The organism is Amycolatopsis acididurans, assembly GCF_012328925.1.
Taxonomy (GTDB): Bacteria; Actinomycetota; Actinomycetes; order Mycobacteriales; family Pseudonocardiaceae; genus Amycolatopsis_E; species Amycolatopsis_E acididurans.
The window spans coordinates 16,413-35,163 of record NZ_JAAXLS010000050.1 but is presented as its reverse complement, the minus strand read 5'-3'; the positions used below and the strand labels follow the sequence as shown (position 1 = coordinate 35,163).

Annotated in this window: 14 protein-coding genes and 2 tRNA genes; 7 read left to right on the top strand and 9 right to left on the bottom strand. The window is 68.8% G+C overall.

Annotated elements, in window-relative coordinates; translation table 11 throughout:
- Positions 1 to 20: 20 nt before the first annotated feature.
- From HFP15_RS35575 to HFP15_RS35565, 3 genes are read right to left on the bottom strand one after another with little or no spacing between them, the layout of a single operon-like run.
- Positions 21 to 839: a SigB/SigF/SigG family RNA polymerase sigma factor gene (locus HFP15_RS35575; RefSeq protein ID WP_168521776.1), complete on the bottom strand. Its 819-nt coding sequence runs from the start codon at positions 837 to 839 to the stop codon at positions 21 to 23.
- A complete protein-coding gene (locus HFP15_RS35570) occupies positions 836 to 1,312 on the bottom strand; it encodes an ATP-binding protein (protein WP_210718298.1) in 477 nt (158 codons plus the stop codon). The genes HFP15_RS35575 and HFP15_RS35570 overlap by 4 nt, the downstream gene beginning before the upstream one ends.
- 34 nt (positions 1,313 to 1,346) lie before the next feature.
- Positions 1,347 to 2,402: an Rv2629 family ribosome hibernation factor gene (locus HFP15_RS35565; RefSeq protein WP_168521774.1), complete on the bottom strand. Its 1,056-nt coding sequence runs from the start codon at positions 2,400 to 2,402 to the stop codon at positions 1,347 to 1,349.
- A 113-nt stretch (positions 2,403 to 2,515) separates the two neighbouring features.
- Between HFP15_RS35565 and HFP15_RS35560 the strand changes: the two genes are divergently transcribed.
- Entirely contained in the window at positions 2,516 to 3,280 is a 765-nt protein-coding gene (locus HFP15_RS35560) for a sulfite exporter TauE/SafE family protein (RefSeq protein ID WP_168521772.1), read from the top strand.
- On the opposite strand, the gene hisC is transcribed toward HFP15_RS35560, so the two are convergent.
- Positions 3,262 to 4,320, bottom strand: a complete 1,059-nt coding sequence (gene hisC / locus HFP15_RS35555) for a histidinol-phosphate transaminase (RefSeq protein ID WP_168521770.1) — start codon at positions 4,318 to 4,320, stop codon at positions 3,262 to 3,264. The two genes, HFP15_RS35560 and hisC, sit on opposite strands and share 19 nt — an antisense overlap.
- 105 nt (positions 4,321 to 4,425) lie before the next feature.
- On the opposite strand from hisC, the gene HFP15_RS35550 reads away from it, so the two are divergent.
- The 6 genes from HFP15_RS35550 (at position 4,426) to HFP15_RS35525 (ending at position 9,956) form a co-directional block, all read left to right on the top strand.
- Positions 4,426 to 5,052 carry a dienelactone hydrolase family protein gene (locus HFP15_RS35550; RefSeq protein WP_168521768.1) on the top strand — a complete coding sequence of 209 codons (627 nt, stop codon included), beginning with the start codon at positions 4,426 to 4,428 and terminating at the stop codon, positions 5,050 to 5,052.
- A gap of 15 nt (positions 5,053 to 5,067) precedes the next feature.
- Positions 5,068 to 7,050, top strand: a complete 1,983-nt coding sequence (locus HFP15_RS35545) for an acetoacetate--CoA ligase (RefSeq protein ID WP_168521766.1) — start codon at positions 5,068 to 5,070, stop codon at positions 7,048 to 7,050.
- A 29-nt stretch (positions 7,051 to 7,079) separates the two neighbouring features.
- A complete protein-coding gene (locus HFP15_RS35540) occupies positions 7,080 to 8,795 on the top strand; it encodes a phosphatidylglycerol lysyltransferase domain-containing protein (protein WP_246272337.1) in 1,716 nt (571 codons plus the stop codon).
- A gap of 63 nt (positions 8,796 to 8,858) precedes the next feature.
- Positions 8,859 to 8,947 (top strand) — tRNA-Ser (locus tag HFP15_RS35535).
- Positions 8,948 to 8,989: 42 nt separating this feature from the next.
- Positions 8,990 to 9,062, top strand: a tRNA-Arg gene (locus HFP15_RS35530).
- 321 nt (positions 9,063 to 9,383) lie between these two features.
- A complete protein-coding gene (locus HFP15_RS35525; protein WP_210718297.1) occupies positions 9,384 to 9,956 on the top strand; it encodes an SRPBCC family protein in 573 nt (190 codons plus the stop codon).
- A gap of 33 nt (positions 9,957 to 9,989) precedes the next feature.
- Here HFP15_RS35525 and HFP15_RS35520 read toward each other — a convergent pair whose 3' ends face one another.
- From HFP15_RS35520 to katG, 5 genes are all read right to left on the bottom strand, one after another.
- Positions 9,990 to 10,628: a cation diffusion facilitator family transporter gene (locus tag HFP15_RS35520; RefSeq protein WP_210718296.1), complete on the bottom strand. Its 639-nt coding sequence runs from the start codon at positions 10,626 to 10,628 to the stop codon at positions 9,990 to 9,992.
- 34 nt (positions 10,629 to 10,662) lie between these two features.
- Positions 10,663 to 11,691, bottom strand: coding sequence for a fatty acid desaturase family protein (locus tag HFP15_RS35515; protein ID WP_168521764.1), 1,029 nt, complete (start codon positions 11,689 to 11,691; stop codon positions 10,663 to 10,665).
- Positions 11,692 to 11,955: 264 nt separating this feature from the next.
- Complete coding sequence (locus tag HFP15_RS35510) at positions 11,956 to 15,393, bottom strand: choice-of-anchor D domain-containing protein (protein ID WP_168521762.1); 3,438 nt, start codon at positions 15,391 to 15,393, stop codon at positions 11,956 to 11,958.
- 274 nt (positions 15,394 to 15,667) lie between these two features.
- Positions 15,668 to 16,279, bottom strand: coding sequence for a DUF5684 domain-containing protein (locus HFP15_RS42340; protein ID WP_210718295.1), 612 nt, complete (start codon positions 16,277 to 16,279; stop codon positions 15,668 to 15,670).
- A 178-nt stretch (positions 16,280 to 16,457) separates the two neighbouring features.
- Positions 16,458 to 18,734: a catalase/peroxidase HPI gene (gene katG, locus HFP15_RS35495; protein WP_168521761.1), complete on the bottom strand. Its 2,277-nt coding sequence runs from the start codon at positions 18,732 to 18,734 to the stop codon at positions 16,458 to 16,460.
- Positions 18,735 to 18,751: the final 17 nt, after the last annotated feature.

Here is an 18,751-nt window from a genome sequence, read left to right as displayed (position 1 = left end):
CCGATCCCGGCTGGTGAATCCTACGAGGAAACCGGGTCCTCGTCCTGCTCGGTGAGGCCCTCGCGCAGCCGTTCGAGGGTGCGCGCGAGCAGGCGCGACACGTGCATCTGGGACACGCCGATCCGCTCGGCGATCTGCGTCTGCGTCATGTTGTGCACGAAGCGCAGGCCGAGGATCTTGCGTTCCCGCTCGGGCAGCTCGCGGATCAGCGGCAGCAGCGCCTCGTGGTTCTCGACGCCCTCCAGCGCCGAATCCTCCTCGCCGAGCGTGTCGCCCAGCGCGAGGTTGTCGGTGTCCCCGGACAGCACCTCGTCCAACGACATCGAGTGGTAGGCGTTGCCCGCCTCCAGGCCCTCGAACACCTCGTCCTGGCTGACGCCCAGATGCGCCGCGATCTCGCTCGGCGTCGGCGCCCGGTTGAGCCGCTGGGCCAGTTCGGTGTTGGCGCTGGAGATCGACAGGTGCAGTTCCTTGAGCCGGCGTGGCACGCGCACCAGCCAGCCGGTGTCCCGGAAATGCCGCCGCACCTCGCCCATCACGGTGGGCACCGCGAAGGACAGGAAGTCGGTGCCGCGCGCGGGGTCGTACCGGTCGACGGCGTTGATCAGGCCGACCGTGGCCACCTGAACCAGGTCCTCCTTGGCCACGCCGCGGCCGGAGAACCGCTGCGCGATGTGTTCGGCCAGCGGCAAGTGCCCGGTGACGAGCTGGTCCCGCAGCTCGGCCCGCCGGGTCTCGTCCGCCTCGTCCAGTGCCGCGAGTTCGCCGAACAGCGGAGCGAGATGCTCGTATTCGTTCGACGAAGTCGGCTGTGCGGGCTCGGCTCGGGAGCCGGTCACGCGCCCGCCCCTGGCACGTCCACCGCTGCGCGCCGCTTCGCGATCTCGATGTCGACCTTGTGCCCGTCGTGCCCGTCGGCCGCGACCCGCGCGTCCACCGCGTCGGTGAGCGTCGTCAGCACCCGCCAGCCGAACGATTTGGTGCTGGGTGTGCTGTCGGTGGCCGACTTGACCGTTCCGATGAACCGCAGTTCGTCGCCGCTGACAGTGAACCTGCAGCGCATGGTGGTGCCGGGGATCGCCCGGGTGATCAGGGTCGAACACGCCTCGTCGACCGCCAGCCGGAGATCGGCGATCGCGTCGAGGTCGAAGTCGGCACGCGTGGCGATGGTCGCCACCACCGAACGCACGATCGGCAGGTGCACCAGGTCGGCCCCGAGCCACAACTCGATGTCGTTGTGCGCGTGCAGGGGCGGAGGTTCCCAACCGGTCACTTTCACCTCGCCGTAGTCGGAGTACTGCCTGCGCACCATGATGCCTCTATCGGGGGACGTTCGCCGGGTAGTGTCATCGGTGCCGCAAGATCACGCCGAACCCGTCGGCGAGATCGCTGTCGACGTATATCAGATCCGCGTCGACAGCGACGGCGGCCACCGGAATCGCCTCGTCGGCGTTGCGTTCGCGCACCTCGGACGCGCCGAGCGTGCGCAGCTGGTTTTCGGACGTGGCGATCATCGTAGGTTCCGTGCCGGTGTAGACGCGGGCCCCGGGCGGGTCGGAGATCAGCAGCGTCGCCACGTTGCCCTCCATCAGCGCCGAGGTCACCGCCTCCAGGCCCTGCACGGCCAGGCCCTGCTCCTGGCCCAGCTCGTCGCGGAACCGGTTCAGTACCTCCTCCAGCCTGCGCCGCTTCTCCGATTCGATGAGCTCGGGCACCACGTCGACGTGCGTCACCTCGTGCGTGATCTCCTGCCACGGCTTCGGCAGCGCCTCGTACACGCCGCGCCGGCCCTGGATCTCGCCGGCCAGCACCACGAGCCGGGCGCCGGTCCGCTGTGCCACGTTCGCCACCTCGTCGGCGATGTCGGCGACGTTGCGCCGCAGCGTCTCCTCGGTGTGCTCGCGCATCGGATACTGCGCCGACCCGCCGCCGCGGACCCGGTGCACGGGGTGGTCGCGGCCGGACACCTCGTCCGCGCCGATCTTCCTGCCGTGCTCGTCGAAGGCCTCCACGGTCGCGTTGACTTGGTCGAGCGAGGCGACCACGTAACGCGATCCCGGTTCGGCGTAGCGCGTCAGCGGCACCAGGTAGGGCAGTTCGGACACGCGCGTGACCGGTGCCGCGGGCGGCTCGTCGAAGCGTTCGTCCACGACCACCGAGTCACCGGTGGCCAGCAGTGCGCGGCCGCTTCGGCCCACCGAGGGCGGTGCCTGCCGTACCGCGGTTTCGATGGCCCGGCACGTCTCGTCCGGTGCGTGTTGTTCGGCCAGTTGTGCACGTAGGTCCCGCAGCTTGAGGTCGAGTTGTTTAGCGGCGTCCTCCGTGTCGTGCGAGTCTTCGAAGTAGACCGACGTGAACGGGCCGGGCTTGCTGACCAGCGGGCGCAACATCGTCGTCTGCATGGAATCACACATACCCGGCGGTACCGAGAGTGAAACTATGGAGCGATGCCAGCCGAATTCGAGGACCTCTGCCTTGCCCGCGGGCCGCTGATCTGGATCGACGTGTTCGCGCCATGACCTGGTGGCAGGCGCTCATCGTGCTCTTCGCCGGGGTGTGGGCGGGCACGATCAACGCGATCGTCGGCTCGGGCACGCTCGTCACGTTCCCGGTGCTGGTCGCGCTGGGCTATCCGCCGATCACCGCGACCACGTCCAACGCCGTCGGTCTCGCCCCCGGCACGATCAGCGGTGCGGTCGGCTACCGGCACGAGCTGAAGGGACAGGCACGGCGGCTCGCCCGCTACGCGGTGCCCTCCGCGCTCGGCGCCGGTTGCGGCACGGTGCTGCTGCTTCTGCTGCCGCCCAACACCTTCGAGTTGGTCGTGCCGGTGCTGGTCGGGCTCGCCGTCGTGCTCGTGGCGGTGCAGCCGCGGGTCGCGGTGTACGTCGCCCGGCGCCGCGAGCGCGAACCGGAACAGGAGACCCGGGGCGGGCCGCTGCTGCTGTTCCTGATCTTCCTGATCGGTGTCTACGGCGGCTACTTCACCGCGGCGCAGGGCGTCATGCTGATGGGCGTCATGGGCATGCTGCTGACCGATTCACTGCAGCGGCTCAACGGGATCAAGAACGTGCTCGCGGCCGTGGTGAACGTGATCGCCGGCACCGTCTACGCGTTCGTGGCACCGGTGAGCTGGCCGGTGATCGGGCTGCTCGCGGTCGGCTCCACGCTCGGCGGGCAGCTGGGCGCCAAGATCGGCAGGCGCCTGCCGCCCGCCGTCCTGCGGGGCGTGATCATCGTGGTCGGTATCGCGGCGATCGTTCAGTTCTTGCTGCGGTAGCTGCGAGCCGCGTGCAGGAACAGGTCGTTCTCGTCGTGGTGGCTCACGGTCACCCGCACGCCGTCGCCCGCGAACGCGCGCACGACGACCTTGTTCGCCAGGGTGTGCTCGGCGAAGTCCAGCGCCTTCTCGCCGAGGGGCAGCCAGACGAAGTTCGCCTGCGAGTCCGGCACCTCGTACCCGGCCTCGATGAGCGCCGCCCGCACGCGATCCCGTTCCGCCACAATGGTTTCGCAACGCTCGAGCAGCTCGTCCTCGGCGTCCAGCGAGGCCATCGCGGCGATCTGCGCGAGCGAGTTCACGCTGAAGGGCACATACACCTTGCGCACCGCCTCGGCGACCGCGGCGGGCCCGGCGAAGTAGCCGACGCGCAGCCCGGCCAGGCCGTAGGCCTTGGAGAACGTGCGCAGCACGGCCACGTTCTCGCGCGTGCGCACGTAGTCGAGGCCGTCCGGCACATCGGGGTCGGTCACGAACTCGCGGTAGGCCTCGTCCAGCACCACGAGCACGTCCGAAGGCACCCGGTCGAGGAAGCGGTCCAGTTCGGCGCGGCGGTTGGCGGTGCCGGTCGGATTGTTGGGATTGCAGACGAAGATCACGCGGGTCTTCGGGGTGATCTTGGCCGCCATCGCGTCGAGATCGTGCGTGTGCGAGGCGTCCAGCGGCACCTTCACCGGCGTGGCGTTCGCGATCTGGCTGACGATCGGGTACGACTCGAACGACCGCCACGCGAACAGCACCTCGTCGCCGGGTGCGCACATCGCCTGCACCAGCTGTTGGCACAACGCCACCGAGCCACAGCCGACCGCGATCTGCTCCACCGTGAGGCCGGTCTTCTCGGCGAGCCGCGCCGCCAGCTTCGCGACGCTGATGTCGGGGTAGCGGTTGACGTTCGTGGTGGCTTCGGCGATAGCCTTCGCTACGCTCGGTAGCGGGCCGCCGGGAGTTTCGTTACTGGACAGCTTCACCGCGCCCGGTACGGTTCGTCCCGCGACGTAACTGGGTAACGAGTCGAGATCGACGCGGGGCTGAACGGGCATCGGATGCTCCTTCTGGGCGAAAAAACCGGCTGCGATCACGGTAACGCGTGGCTTCCATGACGTGCGTGTTGACTAACGTTCACTCCAAGGTGGTTGAGTGGTGAGATGACGCAGACGCACACCGAACACTACGAGCGCGAGGACGGTCGCGCGATCGAGTTGACCTATGCCGCACCCGAGAACGTGGTAAGGGGCGGGCTCGTCGTTCTGCATGAGGGCGACGGTGTCACTGATGGAGTGCGACTGTTGATCACGAGTCTCGCGGAAGAGGGCTGGCTCGCCGTCGCGCCCCACGTGAAGGGCCGGCCGCAGCGCGAAGACATATTGGCCGCCACGGATGTCACGCTCGCGTGGCTCGTCGACCACGGAGTGCAAAGCGACCTGCTCGGCGTCGTCGGCTTCGATCTCGGCGGGGTCGCCGCGCTGCTGGTCGCGTCCAACCGCAAGCTCGGTGCCGCGGTCAGCGTCGGCGGCCAGGGCGCGGGCGAGCTGCCCGTGCTCGTGGACATCGCGGGCAGGCTGACCAGTCCGTGGCTCGGGATCTACGGCGACGCCGGCGACGAGCTCGGCGCGTCCGAGGTGGAGCAGTTGCGGGAGGCCGCGGCGGCGTCGGGCGCGGTGACGAACGTGGTGCGCTATCCCGGCGCCAACCACCGTTTCGACGCCGATCCGGAGGCCGCGGTGGAAGCCTGGCAGCGCACCCTGAACTGGTTCGACGCGCACCTTCGCTGACCGTAAGGTCGGCGTGTGACCAACGCTACTGCCGACACCCCCGAAGTCCTTTGGCGTCCCTCGCCGCAGCAGGTCGCCGACTCCCGAATCCAGGCCTTCCGTGACTGGCTGCGGACCGAACGTGACGTGCGGACGGCCGACTACGACGAGCTCTGGCAGTACTCGGTGGCGGACCCGGGCGGGTTCTGGGGCGGCGTCGCCGAATTCCTCGGGCTGCGCTGGCACGAGCGACCGGAACAGGTGCTGGCCGACGCGAGAATGCCCGGCGCGCGGTGGTTTCCCGGCGCCACGCTGAACTACGCGGAGAACGCGCTCACCGGCGGGGTCGCCGGCGCGGCGAAGGGCGACGACGAGCTCGCCGTGATCTTCGAACGCGAGGACGGCGCCGGCGCCCGGCTGACCTACGGCGAACTGCGCGCTCAGGTGGCGGCGGCCAGGTCCGCGCTCGTCTCGCTCGGCGTCGGCAAGGGGGACCGCGTCGTCGCGCTCGCCCCGAACTGCCCGCAGACGCTGATCGCGTTCCTCGCCGCGGCGAGTCTGGGCGCCACGTGGTCGTCGTGTTCCCCGGACTTCGGGGTGCGGGCGGTCGCCGACCGGTTCACTCAGATCGAGCCGAAGGTGCTCATCGCGGTCAACGCCTACGTCTACAATGGACGATCCTTCGACGTGCGCGGCACGGTGAACCAGTTGCGTGAGGACATTCCCTCGGTGCGCGCGACCGTGCTCGTCGACTACGCCGGTGGCGGCACCCTCGACGGGGCACTGTCCTGGGAGCGGTTGCTGGCCGAGCACGAGGGCGCGCAGCTGGAGTTCGAACCCGTCCCGTTCGACCATCCACTGTGGGTGCTGTACTCCTCGGGCACCACCGGGCTGCCGAAGGGCATCGTGCACGGGCACGGCGGGATCACCATCGAGCATCTCAAGGCGCTCGCGTTGCAGATGGACCTGCGCCCCGGCGACCGGTTCTTCTGGTTCACCACCACCGGCTGGATGATGTGGAACTTCCTGATCGCCGGCCTGCTCGTGGGCGCGACGATCGTGCTGTTCGACGGCAGCCCCGGGCATCCCGATCTCGGTGCGCTGTGGCGGCTGGCGCAGAAGCAGCGGATCACCTACTTCGGCACCTCGGCGCCGTTCATCCAGAGCTGCCTCAAGGCACGGCTGGAACCCGGCGGCGACTACGACCTGTCCAGCCTGCGCGGGATCGGGTCGACCGGCGCGCCGCTGTCCGTCGAGGGCTTCCGGTGGATCGCGGAGAAGGTCGGCAAGGACGTGCAGATCTGCTCGGTCTCCGGCGGAACCGACCTGTGCGCGGCGTTCGTCGCCTCGGCCCCGGACGTTCCGGTGTGGCTCGGCGAGCTGTCCTGCCGCGCGCTCGGGGCCGCGGTGCGGGCCTTCGACGACGACGGCAACGAGATCGTCGAGGAGGTCGGCGAACTGGTCGTCACCCAGCCGATGCCCTCGATGCCGGTGTTCTTCTGGAACGACGAGGACGGTTCGCGGCTGCGCGACGCGTACTTCGACTACTACCCGGGCGTGTGGCGGCACGGGGACTGGATCAAGATCACCGAGCGCGGTTCGGCGGTGATCTACGGTCGCAGTGATTCGACGCTCAACCGCGGCGGTGTGCGGATGGGCACCGCGGAGTTCTATCGCGTGGTCGAGGGCTTCGACGAGATCGCGGATTCGTTAGTGATCGACACATCTGGGAATACCCAGGGAGAGCTGCTGTGTTTCGTCGTAATGGCACCGGGTGCCACTCTCGACGAGGTGGAGCCGGCCCTACGCAAGGAACTGCGGATCGCACTGTCGCCGCGCCACGTCCCGGACCGTTTCGTCGAGGTGGCTGAAGTGCCCCGCACGCTCAACGGTAAGAAGTGTGAGGTCCCGGTGAAGAAGATCCTCGCGGGCACGGCGCCGGAACGCGCCGTCAGCCGGGACGCACTGGCCAATCCGGCGGCGCTGGAGCCGTTCGTCGAGCTGGCCAGAGGGGAGTAGGGGGGAAGGGCTTGACGACGGGGAGGGCGTTGACCGAGGAGAGACGGCACGCCCCTGTGCTGTGGCGGCTGACGGGGGTCGCGTCGGTGGTCGCGATCACCTGGGTGACCAGGCTGGTCGGGCTGCTCGCGGTGATCTCGGTGGTGCTGCCCGCCGGGCGGCGGGCGCGAGGTCACGTGGCGGGGTGGCTGGGGCTGCCGCAGGATGCGACGACGGCGGCGGCCACGGTCGTGCTGGTCGTCGGGGTGCTGCTGATCATGCTGGCGTCCGGGCTGCGGCGGCGTAAGCGGCGGGCGTGGCAGCTCGCGATGGCGGGCAGCGTGGTGCTGTCCTTGTCGCATCTGGGGCTGCAGCAGCACCTGCTCGGTTCCGGGCTGGTGTCGGTCGCGCTGGTGGTGGCGCTCGCGCTGAACCGCAAGTACTTCATCGCGCTGCCCGATCCGGTGACCGGCAAGTGGCGGTGGGCCCGGGTGTTCCTGCAGCTCGTCATCGCCGGCCTGGTGATCAACGTCGGGTTGCTGACGTTCGCGCCCCGCAGCGTCGTCGAGCCGCTCGGGTTCGGGGACCGGCTCGAGGAGTCGGCGCTGGCGCTGATCGGAGTCAGCGGTCCCGCGGTGTTCCGGTCGACGTTGATGGAGGACCTCGTCGCGTCGGTCGGGCTGCTGTTCGGGCTGGGCGCGGTGCTGATCGCGGCGTACTTCCTGCTGCGCTCGGCCGAGCCCGCACCGCATCTGTCCGAAGCGGACAAGAAGCGGTTGCGGGAGCTACTGGATCAGCACGGGCAGCGCGACTCGCTGGGCTACTTCGCGTTGCGGGAGGACAAGTTCGTGGTGTTCTCCAAGACCGGCAAGGCCGCGGTGACCTACCGGGTGATCGCGGGCGCGGCGGTCGCGTCGGCGGACCCGCTCGGTGACAGCGAAGCCTGGCCGGGGGCGATCGAGGAGTTCCTGGAGGTATGCCGGCGGCACGGCTGGGTGCCCGCCGCGATGGGGTGTTCGGAGCTGGGGGCGACCGTGTGGGCGCGGTACCACCTGGACGTGCTGGAGATCGGCGACGAGGCCGTGGTCGACACGGACACGTTCACCCTCGACGGCCGGGCGATGCGCGGCGTGCGGCAGGCGGTCTCGCGGACGAAGCGGGCGGGGTACGAGGTGCAGGTGCGGCGCACCGAGAACCTGGAGCCGGGGGAGCTGGCCGAGCTGGAATCGCTGGCGGCGAGCTGGCGCGGCAGTGACACCGAGCGCGGCTTCTCGATGGCGCTGGGCCGGATGGGCGACGCCGGTTCGGTGCTGGTGACCGCGACGCAGGACGGCCGGACGCGCGGCCTGCTGCAGTTCGTGCCGTGGGGTGAGGACGGGCTTTCGCTGGACGTGATGAGGCGCGACCGCGCGGCGGACAACGGCGTCAACGAGCTGATGATCTCGGAACTGCTGCTGCGCGCGCGTGATCATGGCGTGAAATATGTCTCGCTGAACTTCGCCGCGTTCCGGAAGCTGATGGAGCAGGGCAGGCGCATCGGCGCGGGCCCTGTGGCACGCGTCTCGGCGAAGGTGCTGGGCTGGGCGTCACACTGGATCCAGATCGAGACGCTGTACCGGTTCAACGCGAAGTTCCAGCCGCGGTGGGTGCCGAGGTTCCTGGTGTTCCCGAGCGTGCGGGAGCTGCCGAGGGTGGGTGTCGCGGTCTTCGAGGCCGAAGGCCTGGGTGGACGTTCCCCCTGGCTGATGCGCCTTTTGCGGCGATAAGGGGGCCCTTTGAAACCGTGACCAAGGGCTGTGTACGCTATCTGAGCAGTGGTCGTTGATCCGGGAGGCTTCGCCTAGTCTGGTCTATGGCGCCGCACTGCTAATGCGGTTGGGGGTAACCCCCCTCCCGGGTTCAAATCCCGGAGCCTCCGCTCAGCACCGGTTCGCCGGATGCTAAGTTAACAACTGAACAAGCGCCCGTAGCTCAACGGATAGAGCATCTGACTACGGATCAGAAGGTTAGGGGTTCGAATCCCTTCGGGCGCGCGCAAGGTTGAGACAGCAATACAGAAGACCCGCTGGTGACAGCGGGTCTTCTGCTGTCTGGGGGTTTGCCTCCCTCCGGGAGTCCGCGGGGCGATCGTGGGTTTGAAGTGCGGACGTTGGTCCCTTGTGATCCGGCGGACGCCCCGCCAAGGCTTCTCCATGGGATTCATCGGCAAGATCGCGGGTGTGGCTGGGACGGCAGCGGTCGTCTACGCGGCGTGGGTGCGTCCTCGCCTTTGGCGTTGGGGCGCAACCGATGAGGAAGTCGCTGGGCCCTACCCCGGTGCCGACCTGGTCCAGGACGGGCAGAGGTCGGCGACGATGGCCGTCACGATCGACGCACCGCCGAGCCAGGTCTGGCCGTGGCTCGTCCAGATGGGCTGGGATCGTGGGGGCTGGTACTCCTGGGACCGCCTCGACAACGCCGGCCGCCCGAGTGCCCGGGAGGTACACCCGGAATGGCAGAACGTCGCCGTCGGCGACTACCTGCGGTTCTGGACACCAGGCGCGGGCCCCACGGACGCCTACGCGGTCGCAGTGCTCGAACCGAACCGATTCCTCGGACTTCATGGCTTGAGCGATCTGCTGGGCCGCCGCCTCGATCCGGCGCAACCGCGGCCGCCGGCATACATGGAAGGCCTATGGGGCTTCCTGTTGAACGAGTTGCCGGATGGTCGCACACGTCTGGTCATCAGCGGGTATCAAACCTACCGGCCCCGATGGCTGGAACACTTCGTCGTCTCTTGGCTCTACATAACGGTCACCTGGGTCATGCAGGCGCGGATGTTGGCTGTGCTCAAGCGAAATATCGAACGAGCGGTCGCACACGAAAAGCCGGCCGCCGCCGAGGCGGTGCCGGCCGGTGCCGGAGAGAGCCGCGCTGACCGTCGGTGAACTCGTCAGGCCGGCCGCGACGACGGTACGCGCTCAATCGGTGAGGATGGCGCGGACCTCGCGCGCCGCGTAGAAGACCAACACGTAGCCGGCGACCGGGTCGGCCCACCACCAGCCGAGGGTCGCGTTGAGCACCAGTCCGGCCAGTACGGCGGTGGCGAGGATCCCGTCGACGAGAGTGACCCGGCCCTCGCTGCGCAGGACGGGGTTGCCCAGGGCGGCGCCGGTGCGGGCCTTGCCCGCCGCCAGGGCGAACATGGCCGCCGCGGTCAGCGCCGTCCAGACGATGCCGCCGGTGCTGTGGCCAGGGCGGTAGCCGGTGGCCAGCACGACGCTGGACTGGACGACCAAGTAGACGGCCAGCAACGCGAACGCGGCCGCGATCAGCCGCAGCGCGCGACGCCGCCGGGCTTCGCTGGTGCCCGACAACTCCCAGATCACGACGGTGGACGCCCCGATCTCGATCAGCGAGTCCAGACCGAACCCGGCCAGCGCGACGGAACGCGCGGAGACGGCGGTGATCGCCAAGATCACGATGCCGATCACGTTCCAGCCCAGTGTCGTGTATTCCAGAAGGAATCCGCGGCGCAGCAACGCTGCTCGCCGGGCGTGTTCACGCTCGGTGGTGCCGTGGGTGCCCTCGTGCTCGTCGGCGGGGTTCGCGTTGCTCACCTTGGCAGTCTGACAAGGCACAGCCGACGGGCGCTTACGGTGTGGCGCCGGCGCGCAGCGGTGCTCCGATCGCGTGCAGGTGCCTCAGCACCTCGGCGTAGGAACCGGCCGCGCTGGTCTCGTTGTAGGTGAGACCGTGACGGGCACAGAACTCCCGCACCAGGGGCCGGGCGTGGCGCAGGTTCGCGCGCGGCATTCCGGGGAACAGGTGGTGCTCGATCTGGTAGTTCAGACCGCCGAGCGCGGCGTCGGTGAACCGGCCGCCGCGGATATTGCGCGAGGTCAGCACCTGTTTGCGGACGTGGTCGAGTTTCCGGTCGGCGGGCAGCAGCGGCATTCCCTTGTGGTTGGGCGCGAACGAAAGGCCGAGGTAGACGCCCCACAAGCCCTGGTGCACCGCGATGAACGCGATCGCCTGCAAGGGCGACAGCACCCAGAACACCACCGCCAGGTAGCCGACTACGTGGATGGCCAGCAGGGTCGCCTCCAGCCGGACGGCCTTCACCTCGCGCCGCAGTACCGCTTGCACACTCGAGAGGTGCAGGCTCAGTCCCTCGAGCAGGAGCAGCGGGAAGAACAGGAACGCCTGGTATTTCGCCATCCAGCGCAGCACGCCCCGCTTGGCGGACGCTTGTTCGGGAGTGAACGCCAGCAACGGGATGTCCAGGTCGGGATCGTCGTGCTCGTGGTTCGGGTTGGCGTGGTGCCGATTGTGTTTGCCGACCCACCACTGGAAGCTCAGCCCGACCAGGGCGGCATGCAGATGGCCGACCACGTTGTTGGCACGTTTGCCGCGGAAGATCTGCTTGTGGCCCGCGTCGTGACCGATGAACGCGAGTTGGCCGAACACGACCGCGAGCAGGGCCGCGGTCAGCAGTTGCCACCAGGAGTCACCCACCAGCGCGAACAGGGTCCAGGCCCCGGCCAGCAGTGTCATGTTGATCGCGAGCCTGAGAACGTAGGTACGTGGACGCCTTTCGAGGAGACCTCGCTGTTTGACCGCGCGGGAAAGCTCCGCGAAGTCACTGTGGGGGCGTGTGGCGGGGGCGGTGTCGATTGACATGAACACCAGGGTTTTCTGTTTCGCGGAGGGATCGGAACCGTTCAGCCGACGCGAATATCCGGCTGTATCGCCGGGGTGAATTCCGTGGGCCGCGGTGGCCCCGCGAACACGCAAACCTTGCGACTTACCCCATCAACGCGTTGACCTACCGGAGAGTTCCCCGCCGCGGGACAACCTGACCGGATGGACACGAACGCGGACAGCACCCTCGCCACCCGCCTCCAACAGTACATTGTGGACTAAGGCTCTCGACTGCGCGCCACGCTACCGGTAGCTGGTCGTTACGGCTCCGTTCGAGAACCAGAATGTCAGCCACCCACCGGCGAAGTCGTTGCGCCGTCCGCCGTCGACGCCGTACTCGTCGGAGGTCGGGTAGCCCAGTCTGCTCGTTTCCCAGCCCATCGACGCCCACGTGGCGCGGATGGCGCCGTACACGCCGTTCGCACCTGTCGACGGGGTCCAGTAGATCGAGGCCGCCTTGCTGAAGTGGTTGTAGCGGCCCACGCCATCCGGCGTGCCCAGTTCGTCGGTCACGGGGTAGCCCATCGGACCGGCTTCCCAGCCCATCGCGGCCCAGTGCGCCCGGATCGCGCCGTACACGCCGTGTGCGCCCGTCGACGGGGTCCAGTAGACCGACGCGGCCTTGCTGAAGTGGTTGTAGCGGCCCACGCCATCGGGCGTGCCCAGTTCGTCGGTGACCGGGTAGCCGAGCGGGCCGGCTTCCCAGCCCAACGACGCCCAGCGGTCCCGGATCTGGCCCTGGATCGACCACGCCCCGGTGTTCGGCGTGAAGTAGATCGACGCACCGTCCGGCCGCGAGAAGTGGTTGTACCGCCCGATTCCGTCCGGGGTGCCGAGCTCATCGGTGATCGGGTAACCCTGCGGGCCCGTCTCCCAGCCCATCGACGCCCACTTCGCGCGGATCGCACCCTGGATCGACCACGCACCGGTGTTCGGCGTGAAGTAGATCGACGCGCCGCCCGAACCGTTGAAGTGGTTGTACCGCCCGATCCCGTCCGGCGTGCCCAGCTCGTCCGTGACCGGGTAGCCGAGCGAGCTCGCGGGACCACCGAGTGCCTTGTAGTGATCGAGAATCGCGCCGTGCACGGCGTGCGCGCCCGTCGCCGCCGACCAGTAGATCGTGCCGCCGCGGAAGTCCTGCGCCTCGCCGCCGCCCGCGGTCGGGTACTCGGCCGAAACCGGGTCGCTCAGGTACGAACCGCGCGCGCCGCCGAGCTGGTTGTAGTAGTCGGCGATCGGGTCGGTGTTGCCCTGTAACGTCACGTACTGCGCGCTCTGGCCGTCGTCGCCGGTGAGCTCGTAGGTCGCGGTCGCCGGGTACGCGTCGGCCGGGGTGAAGGTCACCGACTGCTGCAGCGAGTCGCCCGGCGCGATCACCTGACCCTCGGCGAGCGGGGTCGCGGTACTGAACACGCCCGCGGGCGCCTTCGCCTTGGTGATCGTCAGCGGCACCGTGCCGGTGTTGGCCACGGTGAAGGTCTGCGTCACCGACTGTCCGACCGCGACGGTGTGGAAGTCCACCAACGTCGGGTTCAGCGTCAGATGTGCCTGGCCCGACAGCGCGGTGCCGTTCACCGGCACGGACACCGAACCCTGGTCACTGGTCACCGTCAGCTGCGAGCTCTCGGCGACGCCGGTGTCGGTACCGGAGGTCGGCGTGTAGGTGACCGGGATCGTCAGCGACGCTCCGGCGGCCAGCACCGTTCCCGACGCCGGCAGGTTGGTCGCGCTGAACGAACCGGTCGGCGCGGTCACGCCGGTGATCGTCTCGCCGGTCGTGCCCGTGTTGAGGATGTTGACGCCGAGTTCCTTGGCCGCGCCGGTGCGCACCTGCCCGAAGTCGAGCGACGACGGCGTCGCGCCCAGCCCCGGCTGTGTGCCCTGCCCGTGCAGGTCCATGGCGACGGTCCCGGCGCTCGTGGTGAACGTCAGGCTGCCGGTCGAGCCGCCCCACGTCTTCGGCGTGTAGCTGACCGGTACCGCGAGGGTCTGGCCCTTGGTCAGGCTGACCGGCGTCTGCAGCGAAGTGCCGAACGGGGCGTCGGCGGAGGCGGCGCTCACGGACAGGTCCTGGTTCGCCGTGACGCTCACGGTCGCGTTCTGGGTGCTGCCGACCGCCGCCGAGCCGAAGTCGTACGGCTGCGTGGTCAGCGGGGAGGTGGTGGGCCTGCCGAACCCGAAGACCTTGCCGTCGCGGGTTCCGACGTAGACGCGGCCGTTGTCGGTCGCGGGCACGGAGAACTTGACCGCGGTGCCGATCGGTGCCGAGTACCGCAACTGCAGCACACCGTTGACCGGCACCGGGTCGTAGGCGCGCAGCTGGGCGTTCGCGCCGGTCGGGCCGGTGCTGTAAACGACCCACACCAGCGCCGAACCCGAGGTCGTGCCCGAGGAGGTGACGACCGGCGAGCCCGACGTGTAGCCGAAGTTGTCACTCGTCGTGCCGACGGAGGTCAGCGACGGCCCCGAGGCCGAGTACTGCAGTGCGCGCAGCGGGCCGCTGTTGCCGACCACGTAGACGTAACCGCCGTCGCCGCCCCAGAACCCGGCCCGGCCCCAGACACCCTGGAAGGGACCGGTCATGCCGACCACGTCGTCGCCACCGCCGGCGCCCTGACCCGCGCCACCGAGGTGGTCGGCGTCGAGCAGGTAGATCCGGCCGTCCTTGCCGACCTCCACCGCCAGATGCGGATGCGCGCTCGTGCCGAAACTCGACGGCAGCGCGATCGGTCCGCCCGAGCCGAGGTCGGCGTCGTCCTGGTTGAGTTTCGTGTTGTCGTGCGGGCTGAAGAAGCTCGCCGCGGTCAGCGATCCGTCGCTGTTGACGTTGAGGCGCACGACCGATTCACCGAGCGTCGCCGGCGGGGTGTCACCGGGGCCGGGAGCCGGGGCGACGCCGTTGCCGGTGGCGAACATGATCCGCCCCGGCCCGTCGGAGACCAGCCCCGAACCGCCCTGCCAGATACCGCCCTCGTCGGAGACACCCGCCTCGGTCGACCACATCGTGGTCTGCGCCCCGGTGGACGCGTTGACGCCCACGACATAGCCGACGTAGGGCGTGTAGTCGCAGTGGCTGCCGAAGCCCATGTAGACGACGCCGTCGAGCAGCAGCAGACCCGGCCGCTGCATCGCCGTCAGCGGGTTGAACGCCACGCTCGGGTTGTTGGTCGGCGCACCCTGGATCGTCGTCGGGAAGCCCGCCTTCTCGGTGCCGGTCTTGACGTCCAGCGCGTGCAGGTACCAGTGCGGGTGTTGCGCGTCCGGGCCGTCGTTGACCTTCGACGTCAGGTACACGGTGCCGGTGCCCGCGTCGTAGACCGGCGTCGAGGTCACGCCGATGTCGGGCACCAGGTCGCCACAGCTCAAAGTGGACGCAGGCCATGCGGGACCCAGGTTGACCAGCCACTTCTGCGCGCCGGTCACGGGATCGAGGCCGTAGACCTTGTTGTTCTCGGTCGCGACCACGACGACCCCGTTGCCCACGATGGGCTGGGCGTAGACCTGGCCGTCGACCGCGCTGCTGAACAGCTGACCGAAATCGGTGGCGCCGACCTGCGAGGGCGCCAGGCCTGCTTCGTTGTCGTCCCAGCCGGTGCGCAGCGTGGTGTGCGCCGCGGTGGCGTCGTCGGCCAGCGCGGGTGGCGCGATCAGCGCGACCACAGCCACAACTACGGTGAGCAACGAAATCCGGACAGCGCGACGAGACCGGATGAACAACTGTGCCTCCAGCGGCGTACGCGGACGCTCACAGTTGCGTCACCTCGCGACTGCCATGTCGCGATCTCACTCGAACGCGTTACAAGAGGCGGGAAAGTGGTAAGCGGATACCTCGTCTGTTCCGGACAATTCGCCCGCGTGGGGCAAGAAGCAGGTCCAAGCGTCCTTTTCGGACTGACCATCACAAAGAAAAGACCACCTCCGCGGGAGGTGGTCTTTTGCGAACCGAGCCGCGGGCCTACTGCGGCGGGTACTGCTGGCCCGGGTACTGCGGCGGCGCGCCGTAGGGGTTGCCGCCGGGCTGCTGGCCCGGGTACTGGCCGGGCGGCGGGTACTGCTGCCCGGGGTACTGACCCGGCTGGCCGTACGGCTGCTGCCCGGGCTGCGCCGGGTACTGTCCCGGCTGCCCCGGATACTGCTGCTGGTAGGGACCGCCCTGGTACGGGCCGCCGGGGTACGGGGGCTGCCCGCCCGCCGGGCCGACGTAGCGCGCGCTGCCGAAGCCGAGGATCGGGACGCAGATGTAGGGGAAGAACACCGTCAGCACCCCGAAACCGGTGCCCTGCCCGAACGACTTCGCGAGGTCGATGTAGACGATGAACAGCAGCACGATGTTGACGAACGGGATCAGCATCAGCAGCACCCACCACCACGGCCTGCCGACCACGCGCAGCAGCACGATCGTGTTGTAGATGGGAATGATCGCCGCCCAGCCAGGCTGTCCGGCCTTGCTGAACACGCGCCACATCGCGGCGATCATCAGTACCCCGAAGGCCAGGCTGATCAAGGCGATGGCGATGACGAAACCAGCACCGAGCTGGACGTTCGCCTGGTACTGGTACTGGTTCACGTGCGGGTCCTTCCACCGGCCGCTGGGATGACGCGGTCAGCGTAACCGGTGAGCCCATCGAACACGAGCGCATCGGCCCGAATGCCAAGGACGGCGCGTTGCCGGTCCACAGTGGACCGGCAACCGAAACGCGCCGAGCCCGGCCGATCGCGGGGACCGGCCGGGCTCGGCGTCCGGATCAGTCGAGGTCGAACCGGTCGAGGTCCATGACCTTCGTCCAAGCCGCGACGAAGTCCGTCACGAACTTCTCACGCGCGTCCTGGCCGGCGTAGACCTCCGACAGGGCCCGCAACTGCGAGTTCGACCCGAAGACGAGGTCGACCGCGGTGGCGGTCCACTTCAGCTTGTCGGTGGCCGAGTCGCGGATCTCGTAGACGTTCTCCTCCGACTCCGACGCCTTCCACCGCGTCCCGGGCGCGAGCAGGTTGACGAAGAAGTCGTTGGTCAGCACACCCGGCCGCTCGGTGAGCACCCCGTGCGTGGTGCCGCCGAAGTTGTTGCCGAGCGCGCGCAGCCCGCCGACGAGGACCGCCATCTCGGGCGCCGTCAGGTTCAGCATGTACGCGCGGTCGACCAGCAGCACCTCCGGCTGGAGCTTCTCACCGGAGCGCAGATAGTTGCGGAATCCGTCGGCGCGCGGCTCCAGGACGGCGAAGGACTCGACGTCCGTCTGCTCCTGGGTCGCGTCGGTGCGTCCGGGGTGGAACGGCACGCTCACCTCGACACCCGCGTCGCGCGCCGCCTTCTCGACCGCGGCCGAACCCGCCAGCACGATCAGGTCGGCGAGCGAGATCTCCGCGCCGCCCGACTCGTTGAACTCCCGCTGGATGCCCTCGAGCTTTTCCAGCACCGGCGCGAGCTTCTCCGGCTGATTGATTTCCCAGTTGCGCTGCGGTTCCAGCCGGATCCGGGCGCCGTTAGCGCCACCGCGCTTGTCGGTGGACCGGAAGCTCGCCGCGGCGGCCCAGGCGGTGGACACCAGCTGGTCGATGGTCAGTCCGGACTCCAGCACCTTCGCCTTGAGGTCGGCGATGTCGGCGTCACCCACCAGTTCACCCTCGACGGCGGGCACCGGGTCCTGCCACAGCTGCGGCTCGGGCACCCACGGCCCCAGGTACCGGCTGACCGGACCCATGTCGCGGTGCATCAGCTTGTACCAGGCCTTGGCGAACGCCAGCGCGAACTCGTCCGGGTTCTCCATGAAACGCCGGGAGATCGGCTCGTAGATCGGGTCGAAGCGCAGCGCCAGGTCCGTGGTGAGCATGGTCGGCTTGTGCTTCTTGTTCGGGTCGAACGGGTCCGGGACGATCTCCGGTGCGTCCTTGGCGACGTACTGCTTGCCGCCGCCGGGGCTCGTGGTGAGCTCCCACTCGTAACCGAACAGGATCTCGAAGAAGCGGTTGCTCCACTCGGTCGGCCGGTCGGACCACGTCACCTCGAGACCGCTGGTGATCGTGTCACTGCCCTTGCCGCTGCCGTGGGTGCTCAGCCAGCCGAGGCCCTGCGCCTCCAGCGGGGCGGCCTCGGGTTCCAGGCCCACGTGCTCGTCGGCGTCACCGGCGCCGTGGGTCTTGCCGAACGTGTGGCCGCCGGCGATGAGCGCGACGGTCTCCTCGTCGTTCATCGCCATGCGGGCGAAGGTCTCCCGGATGAAGTGGCCCGCGGCCACGAAGTCCGCGTTGCCGCGTGGCCCCTCGGGGTTGACGTAGATGAGGCCCATCTCGGTGGCGCCCAGTTCGGGCACCATCTCGGAATCGCTGACATAGCGCTCGTCGCCCAGCCAGTCGTCCTCCGGGCCCCAGTAGACCTCCTCGGGCTCCCAGGTGTCCTCACGGCCGAATCCGAAGCCGAAGGTCTTGAAGCCCATCGACTCCAGCGCCACGTTGCCCGCGAACGCGATCAGGTCGGCCCACGAGATCTTCTGGCCGTACTTCTGCTTGACCGGCCACAGTAGCCGGCGTGCCTTGTCGAGGTTGGCGTTGTCCGGCCAGCTGTTGAGCGGGGCGAACCGCTGCGCGCCCTGGCCGGCACCGCCGCGGCCGTCGGCGATGCGGTAGGTGCCCGCCGCGTGCCAGCTCATCCGGATCATCAGGCCCCCGTAGTGGCCGAAGTCGGCGGGCCACCAGTCCTGCGAGGTGGTGAGCGTCTCGATGATGTCGCGCTTGAGGGCCTCGACGTCGAGCTTGGCGAACTCCTTGGCGTAGCTGAAGTTCCTGCCCAGCGGGTTGCTCTTCGAGTCGTGTGCGTGCAACACCGACACGTCGAGATGGTTGGGCCACCAGTCCTTGATGGCGCGCGGACGGACGCCCGTCTTCGGGGTGGGCGAGTCGATCGCCGGGTTCTCGCTCTCGCTGCCGTGTGCCGTCGCCGAGTCGTTCGCGACCGGACAGCCGGCCGCGGCCTTCTGGTCCACTCCCTGAGCGCTGGCAGGGGTGTTGTCCTGGGTGTCGCTCATCTGCTTGCCTTCTTCAC

Bases quoted from the DNA above. Each gene is read 5' to 3' on its own strand.
- HFP15_RS35570 (WP_210718298.1), bottom strand. From the start codon at position 1,312: ATGGTGCGCAGGCAGTACTCCGACTACGGCGAGGTGAAAGTGACCGGT.
- HFP15_RS35565 (WP_168521774.1), bottom strand. From the start codon at position 2,402: ATGCAGACGACGATGTTGCGCCCGCTGGTCAGCAAGCCCGGCCCGTTC.
- HFP15_RS35560 (WP_168521772.1), top strand. From the start codon at position 2,516: ATGACCTGGTGGCAGGCGCTCATCGTGCTCTTCGCCGGGGTGTGGGCG.
- hisC (WP_168521770.1), bottom strand. From the start codon at position 4,320: ATGCCCGTTCAGCCCCGCGTCGATCTCGACTCGTTACCCAGTTACGTC.
- HFP15_RS35550 (WP_168521768.1), top strand. From the start codon at position 4,426: ATGACGCAGACGCACACCGAACACTACGAGCGCGAGGACGGTCGCGCG.
- HFP15_RS35525 (WP_210718297.1), top strand. From the start codon at position 9,384: ATGGCCGTCACGATCGACGCACCGCCGAGCCAGGTCTGGCCGTGGCTC.
- HFP15_RS35515 (WP_168521764.1), bottom strand. From the start codon at position 11,691: ATGTCAATCGACACCGCCCCCGCCACACGCCCCCACAGTGACTTCGCG.
- katG (WP_168521761.1), bottom strand. From the start codon at position 18,734: ATGAGCGACACCCAGGACAACACCCCTGCCAGCGCTCAGGGAGTGGAC.